Origin of the sequence: Bradyrhizobium sp. LTSP857, from assembly GCF_000938285.1 — a bacterium.
Lineage (GTDB): Bacteria > Pseudomonadota > Alphaproteobacteria > Rhizobiales > Xanthobacteraceae > Bradyrhizobium.
This window is the reverse complement of sequence record NZ_JYMS01000024.1, coordinates 199,551-222,698: the sequence shown is the minus strand read 5'-3', so window position 1 is coordinate 222,698 and position 23,148 is coordinate 199,551. Positions and strand designations below refer to the sequence as shown.

Annotated in this window: 20 protein-coding genes; 9 read left to right on the top strand and 11 right to left on the bottom strand. The window is 62.4% G+C overall.

The window, feature by feature from the left end; all coding sequences use genetic code 11:
* Nucleotides 1-40: 40 nt before the first annotated feature.
* The 4 genes from tnpC to UP06_RS13420 form a co-directional block, all read right to left on the bottom strand.
* Nucleotides 41-1,669 (bottom strand): IS66 family transposase, encoded by a 1,629-nt coding sequence (gene tnpC, locus UP06_RS13435; RefSeq protein WP_044999807.1) that lies wholly within the window; start codon nucleotides 1,667-1,669, stop codon nucleotides 41-43.
* 70 nt (nucleotides 1,670-1,739) lie between these two features.
* The gene (gene tnpB / locus UP06_RS13430; RefSeq protein WP_044999806.1) at nucleotides 1,740-2,087 is read right to left on the bottom strand and encodes an IS66 family insertion sequence element accessory protein TnpB; all 348 of its coding nucleotides are present in this window, start codon (nucleotides 2,085-2,087) and stop codon (nucleotides 1,740-1,742) included.
* Complete coding sequence (gene tnpA / locus UP06_RS13425) at nucleotides 2,084-2,479, bottom strand: IS66-like element accessory protein TnpA (protein ID WP_044999804.1); 396 nt, start codon at nucleotides 2,477-2,479, stop codon at nucleotides 2,084-2,086. Before tnpA ends, tnpB begins: the two co-directional genes overlap by 4 nt.
* Nucleotides 2,480-2,556: 77 nt before the next feature.
* The gene (locus UP06_RS13420; RefSeq protein WP_050031611.1) at nucleotides 2,557-3,432 is read right to left on the bottom strand and encodes a 2OG-Fe(II) oxygenase; all 876 of its coding nucleotides are present in this window, start codon (nucleotides 3,430-3,432) and stop codon (nucleotides 2,557-2,559) included.
* 1,196 nt (nucleotides 3,433-4,628) lie between these two features.
* Between UP06_RS13420 and UP06_RS13410 the strand changes: the two genes are divergently transcribed.
* From UP06_RS13410 to UP06_RS13395, 4 genes are read left to right on the top strand one after another with little or no spacing between them, the layout of a single operon-like run.
* Complete coding sequence (locus UP06_RS13410) at nucleotides 4,629-5,819, top strand: ABC transporter ATP-binding protein (protein WP_245305467.1); 1,191 nt, start codon at nucleotides 4,629-4,631, stop codon at nucleotides 5,817-5,819.
* A 46-nt stretch (nucleotides 5,820-5,865) separates the two neighbouring features.
* On the top strand, nucleotides 5,866-6,945 hold the full coding sequence (locus UP06_RS13405) for an ABC transporter substrate-binding protein (RefSeq protein WP_045003043.1): 1,080 nt from the start codon (nucleotides 5,866-5,868) through the stop codon (nucleotides 6,943-6,945).
* Nucleotides 6,946-6,982: 37 nt separating this feature from the next.
* Complete coding sequence (locus tag UP06_RS13400; RefSeq protein ID WP_156162941.1) at nucleotides 6,983-8,344, top strand: LLM class flavin-dependent oxidoreductase; 1,362 nt, start codon at nucleotides 6,983-6,985, stop codon at nucleotides 8,342-8,344.
* Between the two features lie 31 nt (nucleotides 8,345-8,375).
* Nucleotides 8,376-10,154 (top strand): ABC transporter permease subunit, encoded by a 1,779-nt coding sequence (locus tag UP06_RS13395; RefSeq protein WP_045003042.1) that lies wholly within the window; start codon nucleotides 8,376-8,378, stop codon nucleotides 10,152-10,154.
* Nucleotides 10,155-10,203: 49 nt separating this feature from the next.
* Here UP06_RS13395 and UP06_RS13390 read toward each other — a convergent pair whose 3' ends face one another.
* The 6 genes from UP06_RS13390 to UP06_RS13365 all read right to left on the bottom strand — a co-directional run bounded on the left by UP06_RS13390 (nucleotide 10,204) and on the right by UP06_RS13365 (nucleotide 15,810).
* Complete coding sequence (locus tag UP06_RS13390) at nucleotides 10,204-10,848, bottom strand: helix-turn-helix transcriptional regulator (RefSeq protein ID WP_045003041.1); 645 nt, start codon at nucleotides 10,846-10,848, stop codon at nucleotides 10,204-10,206.
* Between the two features lie 146 nt (nucleotides 10,849-10,994).
* The gene (locus tag UP06_RS13385; protein ID WP_197087213.1) at nucleotides 10,995-11,999 is read right to left on the bottom strand and encodes a GlxA family transcriptional regulator; all 1,005 of its coding nucleotides are present in this window, start codon (nucleotides 11,997-11,999) and stop codon (nucleotides 10,995-10,997) included.
* A 146-nt stretch (nucleotides 12,000-12,145) separates the two neighbouring features.
* On the bottom strand, nucleotides 12,146-12,487 hold the full coding sequence (locus UP06_RS13380) for a hypothetical protein (protein ID WP_245305466.1): 342 nt from the start codon (nucleotides 12,485-12,487) through the stop codon (nucleotides 12,146-12,148).
* Nucleotides 12,488-12,575: 88 nt separating this feature from the next.
* Entirely contained in the window at nucleotides 12,576-12,836 is a 261-nt protein-coding gene (locus tag UP06_RS13375; protein WP_045003039.1) for a hypothetical protein, read from the bottom strand.
* 250 nt (nucleotides 12,837-13,086) lie between these two features.
* Entirely contained in the window at nucleotides 13,087-14,568 is a 1,482-nt protein-coding gene (locus tag UP06_RS13370) for an NCS1 family nucleobase:cation symporter-1 (protein ID WP_045003038.1), read from the bottom strand.
* 372 nt (nucleotides 14,569-14,940) lie between these two features.
* Nucleotides 14,941-15,810 (bottom strand): TetR/AcrR family transcriptional regulator, encoded by an 870-nt coding sequence (locus UP06_RS13365; protein WP_156162940.1) that lies wholly within the window; start codon nucleotides 15,808-15,810, stop codon nucleotides 14,941-14,943.
* A 138-nt stretch (nucleotides 15,811-15,948) separates the two neighbouring features.
* Here UP06_RS13365 and UP06_RS13360 point away from each other — a divergent pair, with 138 nt between their 5' ends.
* The 5 genes from UP06_RS13360 to UP06_RS13340 all read left to right on the top strand — a co-directional run bounded on the left by UP06_RS13360 (nucleotide 15,949) and on the right by UP06_RS13340 (nucleotide 20,576).
* On the top strand, nucleotides 15,949-16,908 hold the full coding sequence (locus tag UP06_RS13360; RefSeq protein WP_045003037.1) for an N-carbamoyl-D-amino-acid hydrolase: 960 nt from the start codon (nucleotides 15,949-15,951) through the stop codon (nucleotides 16,906-16,908).
* A 949-nt stretch (nucleotides 16,909-17,857) separates the two neighbouring features.
* The gene (locus UP06_RS13355; protein WP_245305465.1) at nucleotides 17,858-18,412 is read left to right on the top strand and encodes a TetR/AcrR family transcriptional regulator; all 555 of its coding nucleotides are present in this window, start codon (nucleotides 17,858-17,860) and stop codon (nucleotides 18,410-18,412) included.
* A 67-nt stretch (nucleotides 18,413-18,479) separates the two neighbouring features.
* A complete protein-coding gene (locus UP06_RS13350; RefSeq protein WP_045003035.1) occupies nucleotides 18,480-19,673 on the top strand; it encodes an MFS transporter in 1,194 nt (397 codons plus the stop codon).
* A 135-nt stretch (nucleotides 19,674-19,808) separates the two neighbouring features.
* Complete coding sequence (locus UP06_RS13345; protein ID WP_045003034.1) at nucleotides 19,809-20,228, top strand: hypothetical protein; 420 nt, start codon at nucleotides 19,809-19,811, stop codon at nucleotides 20,226-20,228.
* 138 nt (nucleotides 20,229-20,366) lie between these two features.
* The gene (locus tag UP06_RS13340; protein WP_045003033.1) at nucleotides 20,367-20,576 is read left to right on the top strand and encodes a hypothetical protein; all 210 of its coding nucleotides are present in this window, start codon (nucleotides 20,367-20,369) and stop codon (nucleotides 20,574-20,576) included.
* Between the two features lie 34 nt (nucleotides 20,577-20,610).
* Here UP06_RS13340 and UP06_RS13335 read toward each other — a convergent pair whose 3' ends face one another.
* Nucleotides 20,611-23,004, bottom strand: coding sequence for a TonB-dependent receptor (locus tag UP06_RS13335; protein ID WP_045003032.1), 2,394 nt, complete (start codon nucleotides 23,002-23,004; stop codon nucleotides 20,611-20,613).
* Nucleotides 23,005-23,148 lie beyond the last annotated feature (144 nt).

Sequence of the window (23,148 nt, the reverse complement as noted above, 5' to 3'; positions counted from 1 at the left end):
GTAAGCATCCGGCGAAGACCGCGCGCGGGTCATTTTCGGCTCAGGCGGCTTGATCAACGTTCCGGATGGCAGAGCGCCAATTCCATGGCAGCAGTTCGTCGAGCCTTTGGACGGGATGCTCGGCGATGCGCGCCAGAACGTCGGCGAGCCAGGCTTGCGGATCGACGTCGTTCATCTTGGCGGTGACGATCAGGCTGTACATCACCGCCGCCCGCTCGCCGCCGCGATCCGAGCCGCAGAACAACCACGACTTCCGACCTAAAGCGATGCCGCGCACGCCACGCTCCGCCGCATTGTTGGACAGGCAGATGCGGCCGTCATCGAGGAAGCGGGTAAATGCGCTCCAGCGCTTGAGCATGTAGTCCATGGCCTTGGCGACATCGTTGCTGCGCGAGAGCTTGGCGCGTTGTGTGCGCATCCAGGCTTCCAGATCGGCCACGAGCGGCGCGCTGAGTTCCCGGCGAACTGCCTGGCGCCTTTCGGCGCTCTGACCGTTGATGGTCCGCTCGATCTCGAACAGGGCGTCGATCCGGCGGACTGTTTCCAGCGCCAGCGGCGAGATCACTGCCGGCCTCTTGCCCTGAGCCTTGCGACGCGCATTCTCGGCCAGATCAGCCATCACGAAGAACGGCCGCCGGGCATGGACCCAGCACGCGGCTTCCAGGATCGGACCTGCGTTGCGGCCCGGTTCGTAAAGCCTGCCATAGCCGCCATAGGCATCGGCCTGGAAGATTCCGCTGTAGTTGGCCAAGTGAGCCTGGGGATGCTCGCCGGCCCGATCGCGCGAGTAATAGAACACCGCGCCCGGCGGGGCCTGCCCTCCAAAAGGCTTGTCGTCGCGCACATAGACCCAGATCCGGCCGGTGTCGGTCTTGCCTTTGGCCAGGACCGGAACCGTGGTGTCGTCCCCGTGCAATCGCTCGGCGCTCAGTACGTAGGCCTCGAGGCGCTTGAACAAAGGTGCCAGCGCCGCGGTGCAGCCGCCGACCTGGTCGGCCAGGGTCGACAGACTGATCGGCACGCCCTCCTTGGCATAGCGCTCCGCTTGCCGGTTCAGCGGCTGATGTTGACCAAACTTCTCGAACAGCACCATCGCCAGCAGGCTTGGCCCCGCCCAGCCGCGGGCAAGCACATGGAACGGCGCCGGAGCCTGGCTGATCTTCTCGCAATCACGGCAAGTAAACTTCTCGCGGACGTGCTGGATCACTTTCCAGGATTTCGGGATCACCTCCAGCGTCTCGGTGATGTCCTCGCCGAGCTTGGACAGCCGCGCGCCGCCACAGCAGGCGCACGCCACAGGTCCCGGCACGATCACCCGCTCGCGAGGTAGATGCTCCGGGAACGGCTGGCGTGACGGCCGCTTGCGCGTGAACGACGCCACCTTCGTGGTTTTGGCCGCGGCCATTTCGGCGGCGAGTTCGTCCTCCGTCGCCGAACTCTCCAGCTCCTCCAGCGTCAGTTCAAGCTGATCCAATAGCCGCGCGGTACGCTCCGAGCGCGGACCATGGCGGTCGCGGTTGAGTTTCTCGATCTGCAGCTTCAGATGGGCGATCAACGCCTGGTCGTCGGACTGCCGGGCACGGGCGGCCGCAGCCTCCGCCCGAGCAACGATCAATGCCGCTTGCAGCGTTTCGATGTCGTCTGGCAGCGATTCAAGGCCGTCACCCATGGCCCCGATGGAATCACAAAAGAGGCGATTTGAGGCGTCTTTTCTTCCGCACCTCAGAACTTTTTTGAGCCTATCCTGCGCTCTGTGGCCGCCACGTGTGCTGCGGATTGCGCCAGTCGATCGCCTCCAGCAGATAACTCATCTGCGCCGCGCTCAGCCCCACCACACCGCCCACCGTCGCCGGCCAGACAAAACGGCCACGGTCCAACCGCTTCGCGTAGAGCGACAATCCAATTCCATCGTGCCACAAGGCCTTGATCAGCGAACCGCCGCGTCCGCGGAACACGAAGACATCTCCGGCGAACGGATCGCGACCAAGGCTTTCCTGCACCAATAATGACAAACCCTGCATGCCCTTGCGCATGTCAGTGTAGCCGGTCGCAATCCAGATGCGTGCGCTCGAAGAGACTGGGATCATCGACGCTCCAGAACCTGCAGCACCCGCGCCAGGGCGGCCGCATCGACGCCCGCATCGACAATCACCCGACGATCCCGGCCAACGACGATCACCATCTGCCCGCTCGTCGCTGTGGCAGCAACCGCCGGCTCGACCTCAGCGGCAAGGACGACCCGCGCAAAGCCGGATTGCTCGCTTTGAGGGCTGATCGGCTCGGGACCGAACGAGCGCCGCCATGTCATCAGCAACGAACGTGATATGCCATGGCGTCTTGCTGTCGACGATATCGCGCGCGGCGCTTGAAAGCTTTCGGTCACGATCCGCAGCTTTTCGTCATCCGACCAGCGTCGCCGGCGACCAGTCTCGACCACCTCAAGCCGTTCAAGCTGAGTACTGCGCTTATGGCTGTCCATAAGGACTGTTACGCACCAATTGGACTAATCCAACAAGGCGGCCCTCGCCGGAGGGAGACAAAGGATTTGGCGCAGGGTTAACTCCAAGCGCGCCGGAAGCTTTGGACCAAATTGACCAGAACCGGCGGAATAAACATCCTCACATTTTGCTTAAAGCGGAAGTTGTCATTCTTGGACTGGAAATATTCCGTATTGCCGGCGTGTTCGCTTTCGTCTTCGCGGCCATTGGAATAATAATAGCAAGCGGCCGAACGCCGCGGCTTGGCGCCGCGCGCTTTCTTCGTCAGGCTGACACCATGCAGGCTGAGCGCCGATTGGTAAAACAGGATAGTGCGACCTATGAGGGGCACAACTTTCTTGGCGCAGGCATTTGCTTCCTTGTCCCATAATTCCAGCAAACCGCCGTCGTCCTCGATCCAGCCTTCGTTAAGGTAGGTAATCAAAACCAACCGATTGTCGAGATTGGTGACCGGATGGTGGGTAAAATCGATATGGACGCTAAAATGGCCGCGGTTCGGGATCTCATGCAACCCGCCATTGTATAGTTCAGTATCGCAGACCAGACCGTCGATCCGGGTAATCTGTTTTAGGATATCGATGAACCGCCCGGAAGCAATCGCCTGGAAGTAGATCTGCGCCGCCGGGCCGAACTTCGCGTTGGGCAGCGAACCGCGCTTGATCTCTACCGCCGTCGCCGCGACGCGCAAGTCGTTCCACTTCATATCGTCAAATTCGGCGTACATCAGCTCAAGCAATTGAGGCGAGAACAAACGATCGATCACGAGGTGGGGAAATGGCGTGTTGGTTTGGAATTGCTGGCGCATCGCCTTGATACCCGCCGACGTCAGCATGTCTTCGTTGATGATTTCGCTGAAATCTATCCGAATGCCATGGCAAACAACATAATCGCCCGTGGCTTTGTCAGCTTGCACGTTGGTTTCGAAGGCGCTCATGACACGTCCCGCGTCTTTCCGGATTTGAAAAGCGGATCGATTTTCTACAAGTCGCGCTCTTACACCAAACTGGCTGCATTGCCGGCCATTTCAGGTGTTGGATCGCAAAATCGAACTATTCCCGCACTTCGGACCATTTAATAATCTAAAATTAAATAAAACTAATAAATAAAAATCACAACACAAATAATTAAAAATGCGGAGCAAAAAAGAGAAAAAGGGGTGACCTTTCTCATCAATGACAAGAAGATGGGAGGGCGGTTGATAGGGGGAGATCGGAAGTTTCCGACTGAGCGCCAACCGATGCTTTTGACCCCGAAGCAGATGTCACAAGAGCTGTTCTTGGTGACATAAGGACGGCCACCGGCTGTTTGATTCATCAGGCTTTGTCTGTGACGACGACATCGAAGCAATCATCAAGGCGACAGTGCTTGCCATAGGCATTTTAATCGACATTCCCGAAGACGATCCTGAACGGCGGCTCGCCATTATCGACGACGCGGGGCACGAAATTGGCACCCGTGCCCGTATACTCCAAGCCATCATACGAGAATCCCGCCAAATAAGGTTAGAGGTCCGCAGCGCGGCGTTGCCGTTCGCAGTTGATCATGGCAGCGTGCTCTCTCCGCGCTATGGAGTGCTTGACACTTTGGCGTGGCCCGACCGTCGAATCGCGCCGGAGGCTGACCACCGCTTGACCACCGAAACCCCGTCAACAAACGGGGGTAGAGGCGGCAATCGCGAGCAAACCTTATTGTTTTTGTTGATCTTTTCGCTTGCTACTTACGTTCGGGACGCAGGGGTCGCAGGTTCGAATCCTGCCACTCCGACCATTCTTCCAAAAGTCGACGTTTTCCAGAGGCTTGGCCGACCGGCCGCCGGCGCCTCGGGAGCGCCTTTTTGCAACGATTTTCGGGGCGGGTCCACGGCCGATTTGGCCGGGCAGGGCGGCCTGCCCGGGTGACATGGCTCCATTCACCGAGAACGGCAGCACAGATCCCATCGTCCAGTGATCGCTGGCCGCATGTCATGCCGTGACTGCGAAACAGGCCAGACGACCAAGCTATCATCAGGAATCGCCCAACAAATCTGCACGTGACCGACTGGTCTCGTAGCGGCAAGGCGCCTCGATTTTGTAGTTTACACATGGCCGTTCCGCAGAGCTTACTTCGCCCGAGCTGGATCTCACAGGACCGATGATGGACGCGATCCGCACCTTCCCGCCGCTTCGAGACGATCGCGCCGATGCGTTTCCGCTGGCCGGGCGTTCCGGGTCCGGTGCTGCCAATGATGTCCCGGCATCCAGTTCCGCTGAACGGTCTGCCGCGCAGGTGAAGCTGCATGTCCGCGGCGTCTCCAAGACCTACGGCACCTCGACCGTCCTCAAGCCGCTCGAATTGAAGGTGATGTCGGGAGAGCTGCTGGCGGTGCTCGGGCCCTCGGGATCGGGCAAGACGACGCTGCTGCAAATCATCTGCGGGCTGGTCGAACCGTCCGGCGGACGGCTGGTCATCGACGGGCGAGACGAGACCGACAATCCGGCCAACAAGCGCGACATCGGCGTCGTCTTCCAGAATTACGCGCTGTTCCCGCATCTCACGGTCTATGAGAACGTCGCCTTTCCGCTCCAGATGCGCAAGCTCGCCCAGGCGAAACTGCGAAACAGGGTTGAGGAGACGCTCGCGATGGTCGGGTTGTCCGACTTCGCCAAGCGTTTTCCGCGCGAATTGTCCGGTGGTCAGCAGCAGCGTGTCGCGCTGGCGCGCTGTTTCGTCTACCAGCCGTCCCTGATTCTGATGGATGAGTCGCTGTCGGCGCTCGACAAGAAGCTCAGGGACAGCATGCGGGTCGAGATCAAACGCCTGCATCGCGAGACCGGCGCGACCATCATTTTCGTCACGCATGACCAGGAAGAGGCGCTGGCGCTGGCCGACCGGATCTGCCTGATGAATGACGGCAGAATCGAGCAGCTCGGCGCGCCCGAAGAGATCTACGAGCGGCCGGCCAACATTTTCGTCGCCGACTTCATCGGCGCTTCGAACCTGATCCATGGCGAGGTCGCCGGCGACGGCACTTTCGACACGCCGGATGGCCGGGTGCCGCTGCCGCCCGGGCAGGCGATGCCTGCCGGACGCAAGGCGGCGCTGGTGATCCGTCCCGAGAAGCTCGAACTGTGCGCGCGCGACGACGCCTATGTCGCCGGGCATGTCGAGGAGACCATCTATGCCGGTTCCGAAACGCGTCTCCTGGTGCGGCTTGGCAGCGGCAGCCTGATGACGGCGCGCCGCGCCGCCGGCCTTCCACCGATCACAATCGGAGAACCGATCTTCATTCGCTGGGACCGCACTCAAGCCCGCCTGCTGGAAGGCGCGTCCACCGTCACCTGAACCACACCATCATTGCAACTCGATCTCGCGCATCACGGAGACCAGGATGTCCACCAACACGATCTCGCGACGCAAGCTTATCAAGACAACCGGTGTGGCGGCCGCAGGCCTCGCGCTGCCGGCGATCTGGACCGGACCGGCAACCGCCGCCGAGCAGATCACCGTGGCCGATGTCGGCGGCGCGCCGGGTGCTGCGATCCGCACCGCCTTCTATGAACCCTTCGAGAAGGAGACCGGCATCAAGGTGGTCGGCGTCGTCCACGAGTCCGATCCGGTGACGCAATTCAAGGTCATCGTCGACACCGGCACCAAGCTCTGGGACGTCTGCATGGTGACGCCGGATGACGTGCTGCGCCTGACCAATGAGAAGGATTATCTCGAGCCGCTCGAGATTTCGAAGGGACCGGACGACGAGTTCATTCCGGGCTCGCTGATGCCGAACTGGTTTGGCTTCTCGGCCTATGGCATCGTGATGGCCTACCGGACCGACACCTACAAGGCGGCGGCCCCGACCGGGTGGGCGGACTTCTGGGACACCGCCAAGTTTCCGGGGCGCCGTGGCCTGTACCGCAATCCCAAGGGCGTGCTGGAATCGGCGTTGCTGGCCGACGGCGTCGCGCCAAAGGACCTTTATCCCCTCGACGTCGATCGTGCCTTCGCGATGCTGGAGAAGATCCGCTCCGAGGTCGCCGTCTGGTGGACCGCCGGCGCGCAGAACACCCAGATCCTTCAGAACGGCGAAGTGGATATGGCCGACACCTGGTCAGCGCGGGCCTTTGCCGCGATCGATTCCGGCGCGCCGGTCGGCATCGTCTGGAAAGGTCTGTATTCGGTCGACGGCTGGTCGATCCCGAAGGGCACGACGAAGCTGAAGCCGGCGCGTGAGTTCGTGAAGTTCTGCATGCACCCGGAGCGGCAGGCGGCCTATTCGAACATCGTCGCCAATGGGCCGACCAATCTGAAGGCCTACAACTTCATCAAGCCGGAACGCGCAAAGGTGCTGCCGACGCTGCCCGAGAATCTCGCCGGCCTCACCATCCGCGACTTCGCCTATTGGGGTAAGAACTATGCCGCCATTTCCGAGCGCTTTCAGGAATGGCTGCTGATGGGCGGCAAGAAGGGCTGAGGCTTGGGAATCATTTCGAAGTCAACGAGGGTCGATCATGAGCAAGAAGAAACAGATGGCGATCGGGGCGTTGGTTCATGCCAACGGATCGCACGCGGCGTCCTGGTTGATGGATGAGGCGCGTCCTCATGCGTCGACCGACATCGACTACTACCGCGAGATGGCCCAGCTCGCCGAGCGCGGCAAGTTCGACTTCTTCTTCATCGCCGACACGCCGGCCGCGCGCACCGAGAACCTGAAGGCCTGGAGCCGCTCGCCGCTGTTCATGAACGTGCTGGAGCCGCTGACGCTGCTCTCGGCGATCGCCGGGGCGACGAGCCGTATCGGTCTCGGCGCCACCGCCTCGACCAGCTTCTACGAGCCGTACAACATCGCCCGGCTGTTTTCCTCGCTGGATCACATCTCGCACGGCCGCGCGGCCTGGAACGTCGTGACCTCCGCGAACGACTATGCGGCGCGCAATTTCGGCCTCGACCGTCTGCCGCCGCATGCGGACCGCTATGCCAAGGCCAAAGAGTTCATCGATGTCGTCGAAGCGCTGTGGGACAGCTGGGAGGACGGCGCCTTTGTCTACGACAAGGCCACGTGCCAGAGCTTCATTCCCGAAAAGCAGCATCTGGTCGATCACCAGGGCAAGTACTTCACCGTGCACGGCGTGCTCAACCTCGAGCGGCCGCCGCAGGGCCGCCCGGTCATCATCCAGGCCGGCGCCTCCGACACGGGCAGGGATTTCGCTGCCGAATATGCCGAGGTGGTGTTCGGCTCCAGCGGCAATCTCGACGGCGCAATCGCGTTCTATCGCGATCTGAAGGAGCGGATGGGCAAGTTCGGGCGCCATCCGGATGATCTGAAGATCGCCTCCGGCATCTCGGTCGTGATCGGCGAGAGCGAGCAGGAGGCGCGCGACAAGCTCGACAGCTGGCAGGAGCTCGTTCACCCCGATGTCGGCGTCCTGAGGCTCAGCCAGGACCTCGAAACCGATTTGTCGGATCTGCCGCTCGACGAGCCGGTGCCGGTGAGCCGGATTCCGGCAACCTCGAACCTTCATAAGGCCTATTTCGACGAGATCGCCGGCCTGATCCGGCAGGGCCTGACGCTGCGCGATATCACGCGCCGCTTCAATCGTGCCAAGGCCACGTTCTGCGGCACGCCGACGCAAGTGGCCGATCACATGGAGTCCTGGATCGAGGCGGGGGCCTGCGACGGCTTCATGATCTCGTTCGTGGCGCTGCCGAGCACGATGCAGGACTTCGTCACCAAAGTGGTGCCGGAACTCCAGCGGCGCGGCGTGTTCCGCAACGACTATGAGGGCCGTACCCTGCGCGAGCATCTCGGCCTGTCGCGTCCGGAGAACCGCCACGCCGTGGCTGCTCCTGCGCCGGTCGCCAAGCGCGCCTGAACTTGGAGCCGTGAGGGAGAGCGACCGACCGATGACCGATATCGCCTCCCTCGAGGGCGCTGCCCGACCTGCGCGGGCCAAGCTGAAGTTCGATCCGCTCTGGCTTGCAGCGCCCGCGATTGCCTTCCTGGCGGTGTTCCTGATCTGGCCGACGGCGCAGGTGTTGTCGCTAAGCGTCATCGACAAGACGGGTGCGCTGAGCGCGGCGGCATTCCTGCGGATCTGGAACGGGCCGTATCTCGCGGTGCTGTCGACCACCTTCTCTGTTGCGCTGTGGACGACGGCGCTGTGCCTGTTGCTCGGCTATCCCCTAGCCTATTGGCTGTCGTGCAAGCCGCCGCGTCAACAACGTATCGCGGCGCTGGTCGTGCTGCTGCCGTTCTGGACCAGCGCATTGATCAAAAACTTCTCGTGGCTGGTGCTGCTCGGCCGCAACGGCATCGTCGCCAAGACCATGCTCGCGCTTGGCCTGGCCGGCGGCGACAAACTCCTGTTCAGCCGCACGACCGTCATCTTCGCGATGACGCATACTTTGCTGCCGCTCGCCGTCGTCACCATGTTGCCGGTGATGAACCAGATCGATCGCCGTCTCCTGATGGCGGCATCGACGCTCGGCGCCAACGCCTCGCGCGCGTTCTGGCAGGTGTTCTTTCAACTTTCGATGCGCGGGGTCGCAGCCGCCGGGCTGCTGGTGCTGGTCGCCTCGCTTGGTTTCTTCATCACACCGGCGCTGATCGGCGGTCCCAGGGACTCGATGATCGGGCAGCTGATCATTCTGCAAATCAACGAGCTGCAGAACTGGCAGCTCGGGAGTGCGCTGGCGGCGATCCTGCTGATTTCGGCGGTCGCGACCTGCTTTGCCTACGACCGCATCTTCGGCCTGTCGTCGGTGACCGGCGGGGGAGCGAGGCCCTCCCGGCCGGACGGCCTGTTGCGGCGGGCAGGGCTCGGCATGGCACACGCGATCGGGCTGGTCTTCGGTCTCATCGAGGACGGCTGGACGCGCCACGTTCGCGGCCTGCGCGGAGCCATGTTCATGTCGGTCTACGCCTGGGCCATCCTCGGCGTGCTGCTGATCCCGATCATCGCCTTCGTGCCGATGGCGTTCACGGCATCGAACTTCCTGTCGTTCCCACCGCCTGGGTTCAGCATGCGCTGGTTCGAGGAATTCGCGACGTCGCCGCTGTGGGTTGCGGCGATGATGCGTTCATTCGGCATCGGTTTCGCGGCGGGGGCGATCACGCTGGTGGTCGCATCGATGGCCGCACTTGGCGTTGTCCACACCAAGGGACGGTTCGGCAGCCTGGCTTTCCTGCTGTGCCTGTCGCCGATGATGGTTCCCTCGATCGTGATCGCAATCTCGCTGTTTTATCTGTTCGCGAAGATGTCGTTGGTTGCGACCGATCTCGGCATCATTATCGGCCATGCCGTGATCGCGCTGCCGGTGGTCTTCATGGTGATGCTGGCAACCTTCAAGGGCTATGATTGGGGTCTCAATGCCGCGGCTTCGACGCTCGGGGCGGGGCGCTCGCGCATCCTCTGGCGGGTGACATTGCCGCTCGTCAGCGGCGGTCTCGCGGTCGGCTTTGTGACCGGATTCCTTCAGTCTTTCGAGGAATTGACGGTGGCGATGTTCGTCGGTGGAGGCCTGAAGACCACGCTGCCAAAGCAGATGTGGGACAACATCCTGCTCCAGGTCAATCCGGTCATTGCTGCGGCGTCCGTCGTCGTGCTGATGGTCGTGATCCTGATGTTCATCGTTGTTGAAATGATACGGGCACTCGCGGCGAGCCGCCAACACGCCCAATAGAAACGCGGCGGACGTTGGTCCCACTGACGACTGGGCTGAACGGCCCCCGTTAAGCTCCGCAATCGCCGCGAACGGACCGCAGCGCCGCAATGAGACCCACCAGCTCCGCCTGACCACGCACGCCGGTCTTGGCGAAGACGCGACGCAGATGCGTCTTGACCGTATTCGGTGAAACCTTGAGCCGGACCCCGATGTCGGACACGGAACGGCCGAGCGAGGCCTGCAGCGCCACCTGGGCCTCCGCCATCGTCAGCTGGTAGGCGTCCATGACCCAAACCGGCGGGAGTGTCGACGGTCGGGCCGGGTCGAGCATGAAGATGATCGCCGCGCTGTCGCGATGCCCAGGGACGGTCAAGCCGTCGTATTCGCGGCCGTGCGCCGGCGTCACCAGAATGGTGATGAGGCGCCCGTCGTCCGGATGTGGAATGGCCATCGTGCCGCCGGGCGCGCCGAGCAGGGCGGAGCGGGTCATGCGATCGAATTGTCGTGCCGAGGACGGCCAGGAGCTCGAAAGCGTCCGGCCGCGCAAGGCCAGCGCTCCATCATTCGTCATGGCTCGGAAGGCTTTGTTGGCAAACTGAACGTGGAGCTTGCGATCGAGCAGGGCTACGCCGGCAGAGAGATGATCCAGAACGGCGGGCACTGCGTGATGGTCCGCGTCCGGAAAAAGTTCCACAAGTCCGTTGGTGCGCATCCGATGTGGGCTCCTTTCGACAACGCCGCGTGCGGCGGACGATGTCGCGATTAAACAACGAAACGCGTGCGCCGACTATTCCGCCACGTGTGCAGTCCTGGCCAAAGATGGTGTAAATCCGGCCAAGGTTTACACGCATAAGTTGTTCAGGCGGATTTGCCGGCGACGTCGTTCTTCTGAAACTGCGCCCGATACCATTGCGGTGTCACGCCGAGCTGACGCACGAACGCGCGCCGCAGGCTGTGCACCGTGCCGAAGCCGCATCGTTTTGCGACAGTCTGGGCGGGAAGGTCGGTATCCTCGATTTGACGCCGGGCCTCGTCGAGGCGGATCCTCTCGACATATTCGCGCGGTGTCTCGCGCAGTTCATCGACGAACATCCGGCGAAAGTTCCGCTCGCTCATCCCGACATGGGCTGCAAAAGCCTTGGCGCTGAGGTCTTCGGAGAGATGGGCGAGCGCCCATTCCTGCGCCTTGCGGATCGCGGGAACCGATGAGAACTGCGCCTGAAGGTGCGTCGAGAATTGCGACTGCCCACCGGGGCGCTTCAGGAATACCACCAGGCTGCGGGCCACACGCAGTGCGAATGTCCGCCCGTGATCTTCCTCGATCAGCGCGAGCGCAAGATCGATTCCGGCCGTGATGCCGGCCGACGTATAGGTCTGGCCATCGCGCACGAAGATGCTGTCGATCTCGAGCGTCGTCGCCGGAAAACTTTGTGCGAAAGACAGCGCAAGAGCCCAGTGCGTCGTCGCGCGCTTGCCGTCGAGAAGACCTGACGCCGCCAGCGGAAACGCGCCGGTGCAGATCGAGCCATGTCGTCGCGCGCGAGGCGCTGCTTCGCGCAGCCAGCCGGTCAGCGCCGGGTCGCGCAAGGCTGCGACGTGACCATATCCGCCCGCGACCAGCAGGGTGTCGATCGGGCCTTCGAGATCCCTGAGCGCGTAATTCGGAACGATGCAGAACCCGAGCGACGTCCTGATCGGATCGATCGTGACGGCAGCGACCGAAAGGCGATACAGGCCGCGACCAGCAAGCGCATTCGCCATGGCGAAGGCTTCCATCGGGCCGCAGACATCCATCGCCATGATGTCCGGATAGACGAGAACGACGACATGGCGTTCAGGGCTGACTGATCCGGACATGCTCATGGATTGGGTCAATCCCTGGGATTTGCGACCGCTGTTGTTCCCTGAGATGTGGACCCGCGCGATGAACGTTCAAGATGTGGCGGGATTGTGCACAAAAGACGGGTGCTCGGCGGGCGGCGAAGAAACCCGTCGAGCGGCCCGCTGTCTTATTTCCGCAGCAATTCTCCCAACGCGGCCGTCGCTTCGGCGCAGCGGATGTCGTCGATCTCTCGCGACAGGCTGAGCGCATTCGATTTCAGCTCGTCGATCTTCCAGCTTGCGGGATGCTGATTTTCGAGCTGGCTGAGACGCTTGTTCAGGTCGTCCAGTCTGGATTGAAGCTGTCCGATGCTGGCGGCTCCATTCACTTTCCAAACGCGTTGTGCACGCATCGTCGTTCCCCTGCTTGTCTCACGGCGTTGTGAGCGGGGTTCGTGGCCGCAATGGGCGTTTCTTTTGTCCGGCTTCAGACCGTGGGGAACCGTTGCAGATTGGCAACGCGAATCCATGGGCGCTCGACATCGCAGTCGATCGAGCTACCGCCCCATCGCCACCTGCCAGCACGTCGCGCTGCAGGTCGGGCGGACACCATTCGCATCAGGCGGCGCGTTGCCACGCGGCCGATTGTTTCTCAAGGCGGCTTTCGAGGATCGTGATGCTCACCTGGATATTGTCGCGCCGAGCCCTCAGGTTCAGAGCGAGCATCGGGTAGGCCAGGTTCTTTGGGTCGGAGATCCCAGCCCGCCGCTCTTCCTCCAAAATGTCAGCATCGAGCATTTGCGTGCGCCAGCGCAGATCGGAAATCAGTGCGTGGAGCTGTGTCGGGATAGTCGCTTCGAAACGGGACGTCGGCTGCATGTGATCGCCTCACAATGAGACAGACCCACTGCGGGTCTGAGGGATTGACCCTCATGCAGCAAGGAGAATGCCAGCGCGCCGGTCAGTCGCTGTAGGATCTGAGGATGCACCGGCGACGTCTGGCCGTAGATCTGAAAGCGAGGATGGAACTGGTCTGGGAATTGTCGATTCCCAGATCAACCGGCCCTTGCCCAGGCGGCCTTGCCAGCCGAACCGGCTGGTGCCGGCTCGGCCGTAAGGATCCTGATTATCATTCGCCCGCGGGGAGAGCGGCAATGACGCTGCTCTCCTGTTTCGAGAGCGCGCTGTAAACGATCGCGCCGACGCTGGCGCCGATCAACCAGCCCCAGTCGCCGACGTTGAACATCAGCCCATAGGCGCCAGCAAGCGACAGCCCCATCGATAGCGTGCCGGATACGGCGAGCGCAATCAGCGCCTTGTGGTTCCAGCCGCCATCGTAGTGGAATTCGCCGCTCGGCGACATCGTGTAGAGGTCCTCCAGCACGACGATCTGCCGCTTCACGAGGTAGTAGTCGGCGATCATGATGCCGAACATCGGCCCGAGCGCGGAACCGAAGATGCTGACGAACAGCGTGATGGCCGACGGGCTTGCCACGAACAGCCACGGACATACCAGCACCGACAGGATCGAGGTGATGAGGCCCCCGAGCTTGAAATTGATGCGCTGGGGATTGAGGTTGGAGATGTCGTAAGCCGGCGAAACGAAGTTGGCGACGATGTTGATGCCCATCGTCGCGACGATGAAGGTGATCGATCCGACGATGACGACGAACGGATTGCCGATCTTCTCCACGATCAGTACGGGATCCATGATCGCCTCCCCGAACACCTTCAGCGTACCGGCCGTCACGATCACCGTGATGATCGAGAAGACCAGGAAGTTGACGGGCAGCCCGAGGAGATTGCCCATCTTCATGGCCTGCTCATCTTTGCCGAACCGGGCGAAGTCACCGAAATTGAGCAGGAGGGCCGAGAAGTAGGCCACGATCAGCATCGCGGCATTCGCCATCACCCCGATCGTCGCGGCGTTGGAGGCGGCCGGCGGGCTGAGCTGCAAGGACAGGCTCGAGAAACCGGCTTGCCACAACATCCAGATCGCCAGCGCGAACATGACGACGTACACCACCGGCCCGCAGAAATCGATGAAGCGGCGGATGCGCTCCATGCCGCTCAGGAAGATGAGAAGCTGGAACAGCCACATGAAGAGGAAGCTGAACCACGCGAGCGTGGATAGGCCCACGATGCTGTTGTGGGTGAGATCGGCGGCCGACGGCACCAGGGTGACGATCAGGACCTGCACGGCCTTGGAGGCGAAGTAGGTTTGCACGCCGTACCAGACAATGCCGACGACGCCCCGCACCATGGCGGCAAGATTGGCGCCCATCACCCCGAATGAGATGCGGGCAACGACCGGAAACGGAATGCCGTAGCGCAGCGACGGGCGTCCGATCAGGTTCATCAGGAAGTAGACCGCCGTGATGCCGACCAACATGGAGATCAGCACCTGCCAGCCGGTCAGGCCGAGGAAGAACAGGCTCGCAGCGAACGTGTAACCGCCGACGGAGTGGACGTCCGACATCCACATTGCAAACAGGCTGAACACGCCCCAGGTGCGTCCTTCGGGGGCGGTCGGCGCGAGGTCGTGGTTGTAGAGTTTGGGGTGAGCACCGGTGATGACCAGGGTTGGAACTTCGCCGCTCTTGGATGACATAGGCTCTCCCTCAACTGCTGGCCGCTGGTGCGATGGCCCAGAGGCGATTGTTCCGTTGTCGAGGAGCCCGCCGCTTCGGCAGCGGTCCTCGTGTCGATGCCTGCACTGCGAGGCAATTGGGTCCCAGCAAACATCGTACCAAATTATAACGATCGATAAAATTATTTTACAAAGGTGATTTCGGGCTGGAGCAACCGGCGTTTCGCCGGCGGACGTCGCGCAACGACACGCGTCGGAACGTTGGTTCGTTTGGTGGATCAAGCGAGAGGCGCGCCGTCGTGTCGAGCTGTCACAGGCCAGCGCGAAGAAAGCGCGACAAAACAAAAAGGTAAGCGCTTTGCGTGCAAGGCCGAGGCGGACGCCTCGGAGCGGTCACCCGGCCTTGCGAGGACGGCTCGATTTACCCGGCGGCCGTCCGTCGCCTTCGAGGCCGAGCCCTCCGAGAACGAGCTGGACGATTGTCGCCTTGGCGGCGTCGTAGTCGATCTGTTCGAGCTGGCGCTTCTGCTTCATGATGGTCATCTGGCTCGAAAAATCGGCATAAGCCTGGGTCATTGCCCAGATACAGAAGAACAGGTCGGCCGCGCTGATCGGCCGGACGGCTCCGCCCGCAACCCATTGGTCGACGGTTTTCACCTTCTCGAGAAGCAACGGGGTTGAGACTTTTTCGATGAAGCTGCCGACATATTGAGCGCCACTGATGATTTCGTTGGCGTAGATCCGCGACAAATGCGGGTGATCTCGCGAGAAATCGACCTTCTTGTGGATGTATTGGGTGAGGATCGTCTTGATGTCGGTCGCGGTATCGAGGCTGTCGATATCTCGGGCCCACATGTTCATCGCCCGCTCCAGGATCGCGCGATACAAGTCCTCCTTGTCCTCGAAGTAGTAATAAATATGGGGCTTCGCGATTGAAGCCTTCTTGGCGATCAGCGCAGTCGTTGCGCCGCGGAAGCCGAAGTGCCCAAAAACGAACTCGGCAGCATCAAGGATCTTTCCTTCGATATCCGGCCCTGGCGGCGGCTTGCGCCGGCCCTTTGGCGCGAGGCGGATACGAAAGAGCTTGAGCTTGTCGGCTGACGTGGCGGGCATAACGCCTTCCTGGAAAGCACCGTCATTCCGCTCGAGATGGCTGAACGGGGTACGCAGGCGCGGTTGCGTGGGTGGTTCCAGGCGCAAATTGCCCCGCCCGTCCCGGTTTATCAAGTGGAGAGACTGGCGACTGCCCGACGGGGAGAGCACGGTGTAATACGCCGCGAGAATGCGAAGTCGTAGGTATGCACATCCGGTTCAGCGCCTGAGCGGCCTGTGCGCGTGGCGTGGCGCGCGCTAAGCTTGGTTGGCTCAATGCAATCCACGAACCAAACGAAGGAACGACGCGTGGCGAGATTTGTGACGATCGCAGCCGGCCAGCTTGGCCCGATTGCCAGGACTGAGACGAGGACCGAGGTCGTGGCGCGGCTGATGGCGTTGATGCGCCAGGCCAAGGGCTGCGGCTGCGACCTGATCGTCTACCCCGAGCTCGCGCTGACCACGTTCTTTCCGCGCTGGTATTTTGAGGATCAGTCCGAGATCGACAGTTTCTTCGAGCGCGAGATGCCGGGGGCGGAGACGCAGGCCCTGTTCGACCTCGCCCGCGAGATCGGCATCGGATTTTACCTGGGTTATGCCGAGCTGACGATGGAGGCGGGCATCGTCCATCGCTACAACACGTCCATCCTCGTCGACAAGAGCGGCGCGATCGTCGCTAAATACCGCAAGGTCCACTTGCCCGGTCATGCCGAACACGAGCCATGGCGCAAGTTTCAGCATCTGGAAAAGCGCTACTTTGAGCCCGGCGCCGGCTTCGGTGTGGTCGATGCCTTCGGCGGCGTGATGGGGATGGCGATCTGCAATGACCGCCGCTGGAGCGAGACCTATCGAGTGATGGGGCTCCAGGGCGTCGAATTGGTGATGATCGGCTACAACACGCCGGTGCACAATCCGCCTGCGCCCGAGCACGACGACCTCTCGCTGTTCCACAACCACCTGGTCATGCAGGCCGGCGCCTATCAGAACGGCACCTTCGTGGTCGGCGTCGCCAAGGCAGGCGTTGAGGAGGGCGTGGACCATATCGGCGGTAGCTGCACCATCGCGCCCTCCGGTGAAATCGTGGCGAGATGCACGACCAAGGGCGACGAAATCGCGCTGGCGCGCTGTGATCTCGATCTCTGCAATTCCTACAAGCGCACTACTTTCAACTTCGACGTCCATCGCCAGCCCCGCGCCTACGGGCTGATCGTCGAGCGGAAGGGGCGATCGACCATGGCGGATGGAACGCCGGTGCCCTTGAAGGGGTGATGCGCTCCATCCGGGTCTGTTTCGCCCGTCTGTCAATCCGCCATCACGAAAATATTCCACTTTACCGAAATTCGGAATTGCGGCATAAGTCACGCAGCCCGGCCTACGGTAGAGGGGCGGTTCGCGAGTCGTTCGAAACGCGGGCCGGGTTGCGGTGGACGCGGCAGCGTCGTGTACGAGAGGTGCGGGCAGGGCGGATTGCTCTCCGTGAGCCCGAGGCATCGTGCGGACGAGCGGCGCTGTGTGCGTACGGCAAAACCGTGTGGTCCTGGCCGTCGTTGCTACGGTCAAGCTTTCGCGGAGGTGGAAGCCGGCTCAACCGGGCAGGCTTTCGCAAGTCTTCGCGAAGCAAGGGAGGCCAGAACGAACTCGGCTCCCGGGAGAGCACGGCATAAGCCGTCAACCCACTGCGCAGGGAAGGCCGTGTGTTCGGCTTCACCTGTATGCCGCTGTGCAGTTTTTCTGCGTGTGCTTTCGCACAGCGGACCGTGGGTGCCAGCCGGCACCCGGCCTTCCCTGCGCCCTCTTGGATAAGAGGGTGGAGAGATCAAGCAAAGCTCGGGCGAAATGCGTCGCGAGAACGCGAAGGCGTGTCTGTAAGTGAGGTGCGAGTTGGGGATGACGACGTTGAAGTCACGGGCGCAATTCCGACACCGTCACCCTGAGGTGCGCGCCCTACGGCGCATTAGCGCCGCAGGGCAAGCCTCGAAGGGCGACGGCCGGGCTGCATCCCGGCCGTGCATCCTTCGAGGCTCCCGATGGGGGCGCTTCGCGCCCCATCACTCGCACCTCAGGATGACGGGTACGGCAATGTCATGCAGGCAGCCACCCAATCACAATCAAATGTCTTGATTAGGAAACATTCATTTCCTATTATTCCGCAATGCAAAAAGCCGCGCGCCAATCCCTGCCTGCTGCCCATCCACCCGGCCGTCCCCGGGAATTCGACATGGACACGGCCCTGGACGGGGCGGTGCGGGTGTTTTGCGAGCGCGGCTATCATGCGACATCGATCGGAGATTTGACCGCGGCGATGCGGCTTGCCACCGGCAGCGTCTACAAGGCGTTTCGCGACAAGCATGCCGTGTTCGTCGCTGCCTTCGAGCGCTATGCCGCGGTGCGCCGGGAGCAGACCCGCAGCGCGGCTGCGCGCGGTGCAAACGGCCGTGAGCAGCTGCGCAACGTGCTGCTGTCCTATGTCGAGCACTCCCAGGGCACCGAGGGGCGCCGCGGCTGCATCGTGGTCGGCAGCGCGGTCGAGCTGTCGGCGGTCGATCCGGTGATCCGCGCGCGTGTCACGGCACAACTCAAGACCAACGAGGCTTTCATGGCCGGCCTCATTCGTGAGGGGCAGGCCGATGGCTCGATTCCCGGCCATGTCGAGGCCGACGACACCGCTCGGCTGATGATCTGCATGACGCAGGGTCTGCGCGTCGTCGGCAAGGCGCGCCTGCCGCTCGACGGCGAACGCCTGGTCGGCGTCGCGATGAAGCTGCTTGCCTGAACATTTGTCAAATTAGGAAATGATCATTTCCTATATCTGGAGACTTTGAAGTGCCGGAGATTTTGAAATGACGATGAATGCCACCATCGACACCGCGCCCGACCCGGATGCGGTGTCGCAACGACTGACTTTCCTGCTTGCGGCGGCCTGTGGCATGATCGCCGCCAACATCTATTATGCCCAGCCGCTGATCGCGCCGATCAGCGCCGCGCTTGGCCTGTCGCATGCCGCGGCAGGGCTGATCGTCACCATGACGCAGATCGGCTATGGCACCGGATTGCTTTTTATCGTGCCGCTCGGCGATCTCGTCGAAAACCGCACGCTGATCTGCACCGTTATCACGCTCGGTGCGGCGGCCTTGCTCGCCGCCGCGTTTGCGACCCATGCGCTGCCGTTCCTGATCGCCGCGCTGTTCATCGGGCTTGGCTCGGTGGCGGTGCAGATCATCATTCCCTATGCGGCGCATCTCGCGCCCGAGGCCATTCGCGGCCGCGTCGTCGGCAACGTCTCGACCGGCTTGATGCTCGGCATCATGCTGGCGCGGCCGGTGTCGAGCTTTGTCACCGCCGCCCTGTCGTGGCACGCGGTGTTCTTCTGCTCAGCTGCGCTGATGATCGTGCTCGCGACCGTGCTCTGGATGACGCTGCCGAAGCGCAAGCCGGTTGCGCGCATGCATTATGGCGCATTGCTGATGTCGATGCCGCATCTGGCGCGCACCACGCCGCTGCTGCGGCGCCGCGCGCTCTATCAGGCGGGCCTGTTTGGCGCCTTCACCTTGTTCTGGACGGTGGTCCCGCTTCAGCTCGCGAGTGAATTCGGCTTTACCCAGCGTGGCATCGCACTGTTTGCGCTCGCCGGCGTCGCCGGCGTGGCCTCGGCCCCCATCGCAGGACGGCTTGCCGATAGCGGCCATAGCCGGATCGCCACGATCGTCGCGATGATACTCGTGGCCGTGGGCTTCCTGGTGACGCATATCGGCGCGGCCGGCTCGGTGCTCAATCTCGCCTGCCTCGTCGTGGCCGCGATCGCCATCGATTTCGGCGTGCAGGGCAATGTCGTGCTGGGCTTCCGCGCCATTTTCGTGCTCGGGCATGAGCATCGCAGCCGTCTCAATGGCCTCTACATGGCGACGTTCTTCGCCGCGGGCGCTGCCGGCTCGGCGCTTGGCGCCTGGGCCTTCGCGCAAGGCGGCTGGACGCTGGCCTCGGGGATCGGCCTGGCACTGCCCGTCGCGGCCTTGCTCTATGCTGCCACCGAGTAACGGCAGCGCAGTCCGATTGTGCGCTGCGGCCGTTTACCAAGCGCCCGACCGCGCGATTTCCGCCTCGCGATTTCGGTGCGGCTGTAGTACTTTGGTCGCAATCGGGCCTGGAGAACAGGCGGCAGGGGGAGGCTCATGAGGCGTGCGGGGCTGTTTGGCGTACCGCGGGTACGGCCATGGTCGTGGCAGGCGTTTCTGCTCGGCTTTGTAATCGTGGCGGCGTCGGCCGTAGTTCAGGGCGTCTGCGTCGCGCTCGGCGCAAAGCTCTACTTCGCGGCGTTCTTGCCCAGCATCTTCGTGGTCGGACTTGTCGCAGGCGCGCCCGCGGCTGCGTTCGCCGTAGCACTCATCATTCCGCTGGTGTGGTGGGCATTCATGCCGCCCTTCTTCGAGTTCAGCCCGTTGACCAGCAACTATACAGATTCCATCAACCTGTTCTTCCTGCTTGCCGTGCTCCTGATCGGCCTCGCCGATCTCTGCCGCGCGACGATGGTGATCGTCAGCCGTGGCGGGCTAAAACCTTCGGGCGAAAGCGCGGCAACGAATCCGCAATAATTGGCCGCGCGCCGCCGGCCGTGCGTTGCGCTCGCGCAACAGTCCGGCAACCATTCGCGCGCTTGGCGTGCGCCGCTAACTTTTCGAAAAAGATTTGGCCGCAAATTCCCTCGCAGGAAGGACGAGGGAGTTTTCGACATGAACGGCCAAATTAACGGTCACGCCATCTTTGAGAACGTGCGCCGCTATCGCGGAATCGCGTCGCTTTATCGCCAGACCGCAGCATTTCGGCCGGGTCAGAGCTGGTCACTGCTCGAACAGGCGAAGGATTGGGAAGAGCGGGCGCTGGCCGAGCTGGAAAGCTACTTCGCCAGCCGGGCGGATTACACCGCCCAGCTCGCTGCCTGATCGTTAACCATCAGCATGACCCCAGGCGCCACTATCAGAACCTGTAGCTCGCCTGGACCCTCACGGTGCGGCCTTGGCCGGGCGAGATGTTGTTGTTGCCGTCGGCGGATGCCCAATATCCCTTGTTGAAGATGTTCTCGACGGTCAGCTGCGCGCGCCAGTTGGCATCGATCGTGGCATAAACGCCGGCATCGAAGCGCACGAAACTCGGCAGCCTCACCGTATCGTCCGATGACGCGAAGGAATCGCCGAAATAGATGATGCCGAGCGCCGCTGCCCACATCGGCGTGAACTGGTACTTGTTCCACCATGCGAACTGATTGTACGGCACCAATTGCACGCGGTTACCGGGCACAACAGTTGCCGACGTTGCACTGGTGATCTTCGCATCCGTATAGGCATAGCCGAGCGAGGATTGCCATTGGTCGGTGACGTAGCCGACGAGGCTCGCCTCAAACCCGCGCGTCAGCGTGCTGCCGGACGGGAAGAAGAAGCCGGGATTGTTGCCGTCCGCGATCGGCTGGTTGGTGCGGTTCAGATTATAGATCGCGGTCGAGAACAGCAGCTTCGGGTTGATGTTCCACTTCATCCCGACCTCAGTGTTCTCAAATTTCTGCGGCTGTAGGATCAGTGTGCCGTCGGTCAGCGCCGAGAACTGGTCGCCGGAGGCGGGCAAATAGGAGATGCTGTAGGCGGTGTAGACCGACATGCTCTCGATCGGCTTGATGATCAGAGCCGCCTGCGGCGACACCAGATTGTCGGTGCGGTTGCGGCTGATGTTGGTGTTCATGTCCAGCGCCGACATCTCGAAGCGGTCGAACCGCGCGCCGGCGATGACCTGGATCACGCGCGAGAATTCGATCGTGTCGCGCAAATAGCCGGACTCGATGTTCAATCCGTACTTGCTGTTGGAGTCCGGCGTGGTGACGCCATCGGCATTCGTGCCCGTGAAGTGGTGCACGAAAGTCACCGGCCCGAAATAGGTCGGCGAGAACGGGTTCTGGACAATAGTGTTGGTGCCGTTCGGGAAGACGCCGGTGTTGCGGATATCGACGCCGGTCTGACGACCGAACTCGGTGCCGAAGCCCACGGTGTGTGCGATCGGACCGGTCCAGCCCTTGTAGGTGAAGTCGGTCTGGTTGAAGACATTGTCGCGGTTGGTCGTGTGCTGATAGGCGCCGAGATTGACCGCGGTATCGGCCGGATTGACCGCACCCGCCAGTGTACCGTTCACGGGATAGACGTTCTGGTAGAATTTCTGGTAGTCGGCCGCGATCGTGCCGTTGCGCACCGTCAACCCGTTCTGGAAGTCGTGCTCGATGATCGCCATGCCGGTCTGCACGGTTGCCTGCGCGGTGTTGAGGCTCGGGCTGCCGAAAAAGGTCTGGAAATTTCCGTTCGGCGCAAACGGCGTCGTCGGATTGAACCGCGTGACGCCGCCGGGGAGGCTCTGCGAGGGATTGCCGCGATCGGCGGTGCGGCCGTCGTGGTAATATTCGTAGGAGAGCTTGACCTTGGTGAAGTCGTCCGGTTTCACCGTGACGGTCGGGTTGATGCCGTAGCGTTCGAGATGGTTGAAGTCGCGGAACGCATCGCTGCCCTCGTAGAACACGTTCAGCCGCGCCGCCACGTTCTCGTTGATGGCCTGGCCGGCGTCGAGCGTGACGCGGCGGTCGCCCCACGATCCCGTCTGCGCGGTCGCCTCGTAGATGCGGGTGCCGTCGGCCTCCTTGAGCGTGCGGTTGAGTAGGCCGCCGCCGGCGCCGCGGCCGAAGGTCAGCGCGCTCGGGCCCTTCAGCACCTCGATGCTCTGCGCATTGTACATGTCGCGAAAATACTGGACGTCGTCGCGAAAGCCGTTGACGAAGAAGTTCGCGCTGGAATCGACGCCGCGGATGACGAGCTCGTCGCGATTGCCTTCTCCCTGGTGGACGGCGACGCTGGGCACGTAGCGCGTCACATCAGTCAGGCCCTGGTAGTTCTGGTCACGGATCTGCTGCTGGGTGATGACGTTCAGCGATTGCGGGATGTTGACGATCGCCGTGTTGCTCTTGGTGGCAACCGCGGTGCTGTTGGCGAAATAGCCGACCGTGCCGGTGCGGGCATCCTGCGATTGCGCGAATGGCTTTGGCTCGGCAGCCGTCTCCGGCCGTCGCGCCGTCTGCGTCCGGCGCGTCCGCACACCGCCCGCCCGGCGCGAGGCCGAAGGCGAATTGGCGCGTCGCTGCGCGTCCGGTGCCGTGACGGTGACGGCGGGCAGCGTGGCGCCTTGTCCCGGCGCGGATTGCGCGAACGCCTGCGGGCTGGCGAGGAACGCGCCTGAGGTCATCAGTGCGGCCAACAGGCGGCCAGCGATCCCCGGAACTCTGCGATTGGAAATATGGCCTGCGGAAGACAATAGCTCTCCGTTGGCTGCGATGCGGTTCATCGCGCCCTCCCTTACTCTTCAAACTCGCCCGAATTCCCCAATGAGCGGCCGGATGCGGGGCAAGGCGCATCCGTGCACGCGAAGTCACTGCGTGCATGAACACGGAGGACGCCTGGCAATTCCGGGAAATCAGATTTGAATCGT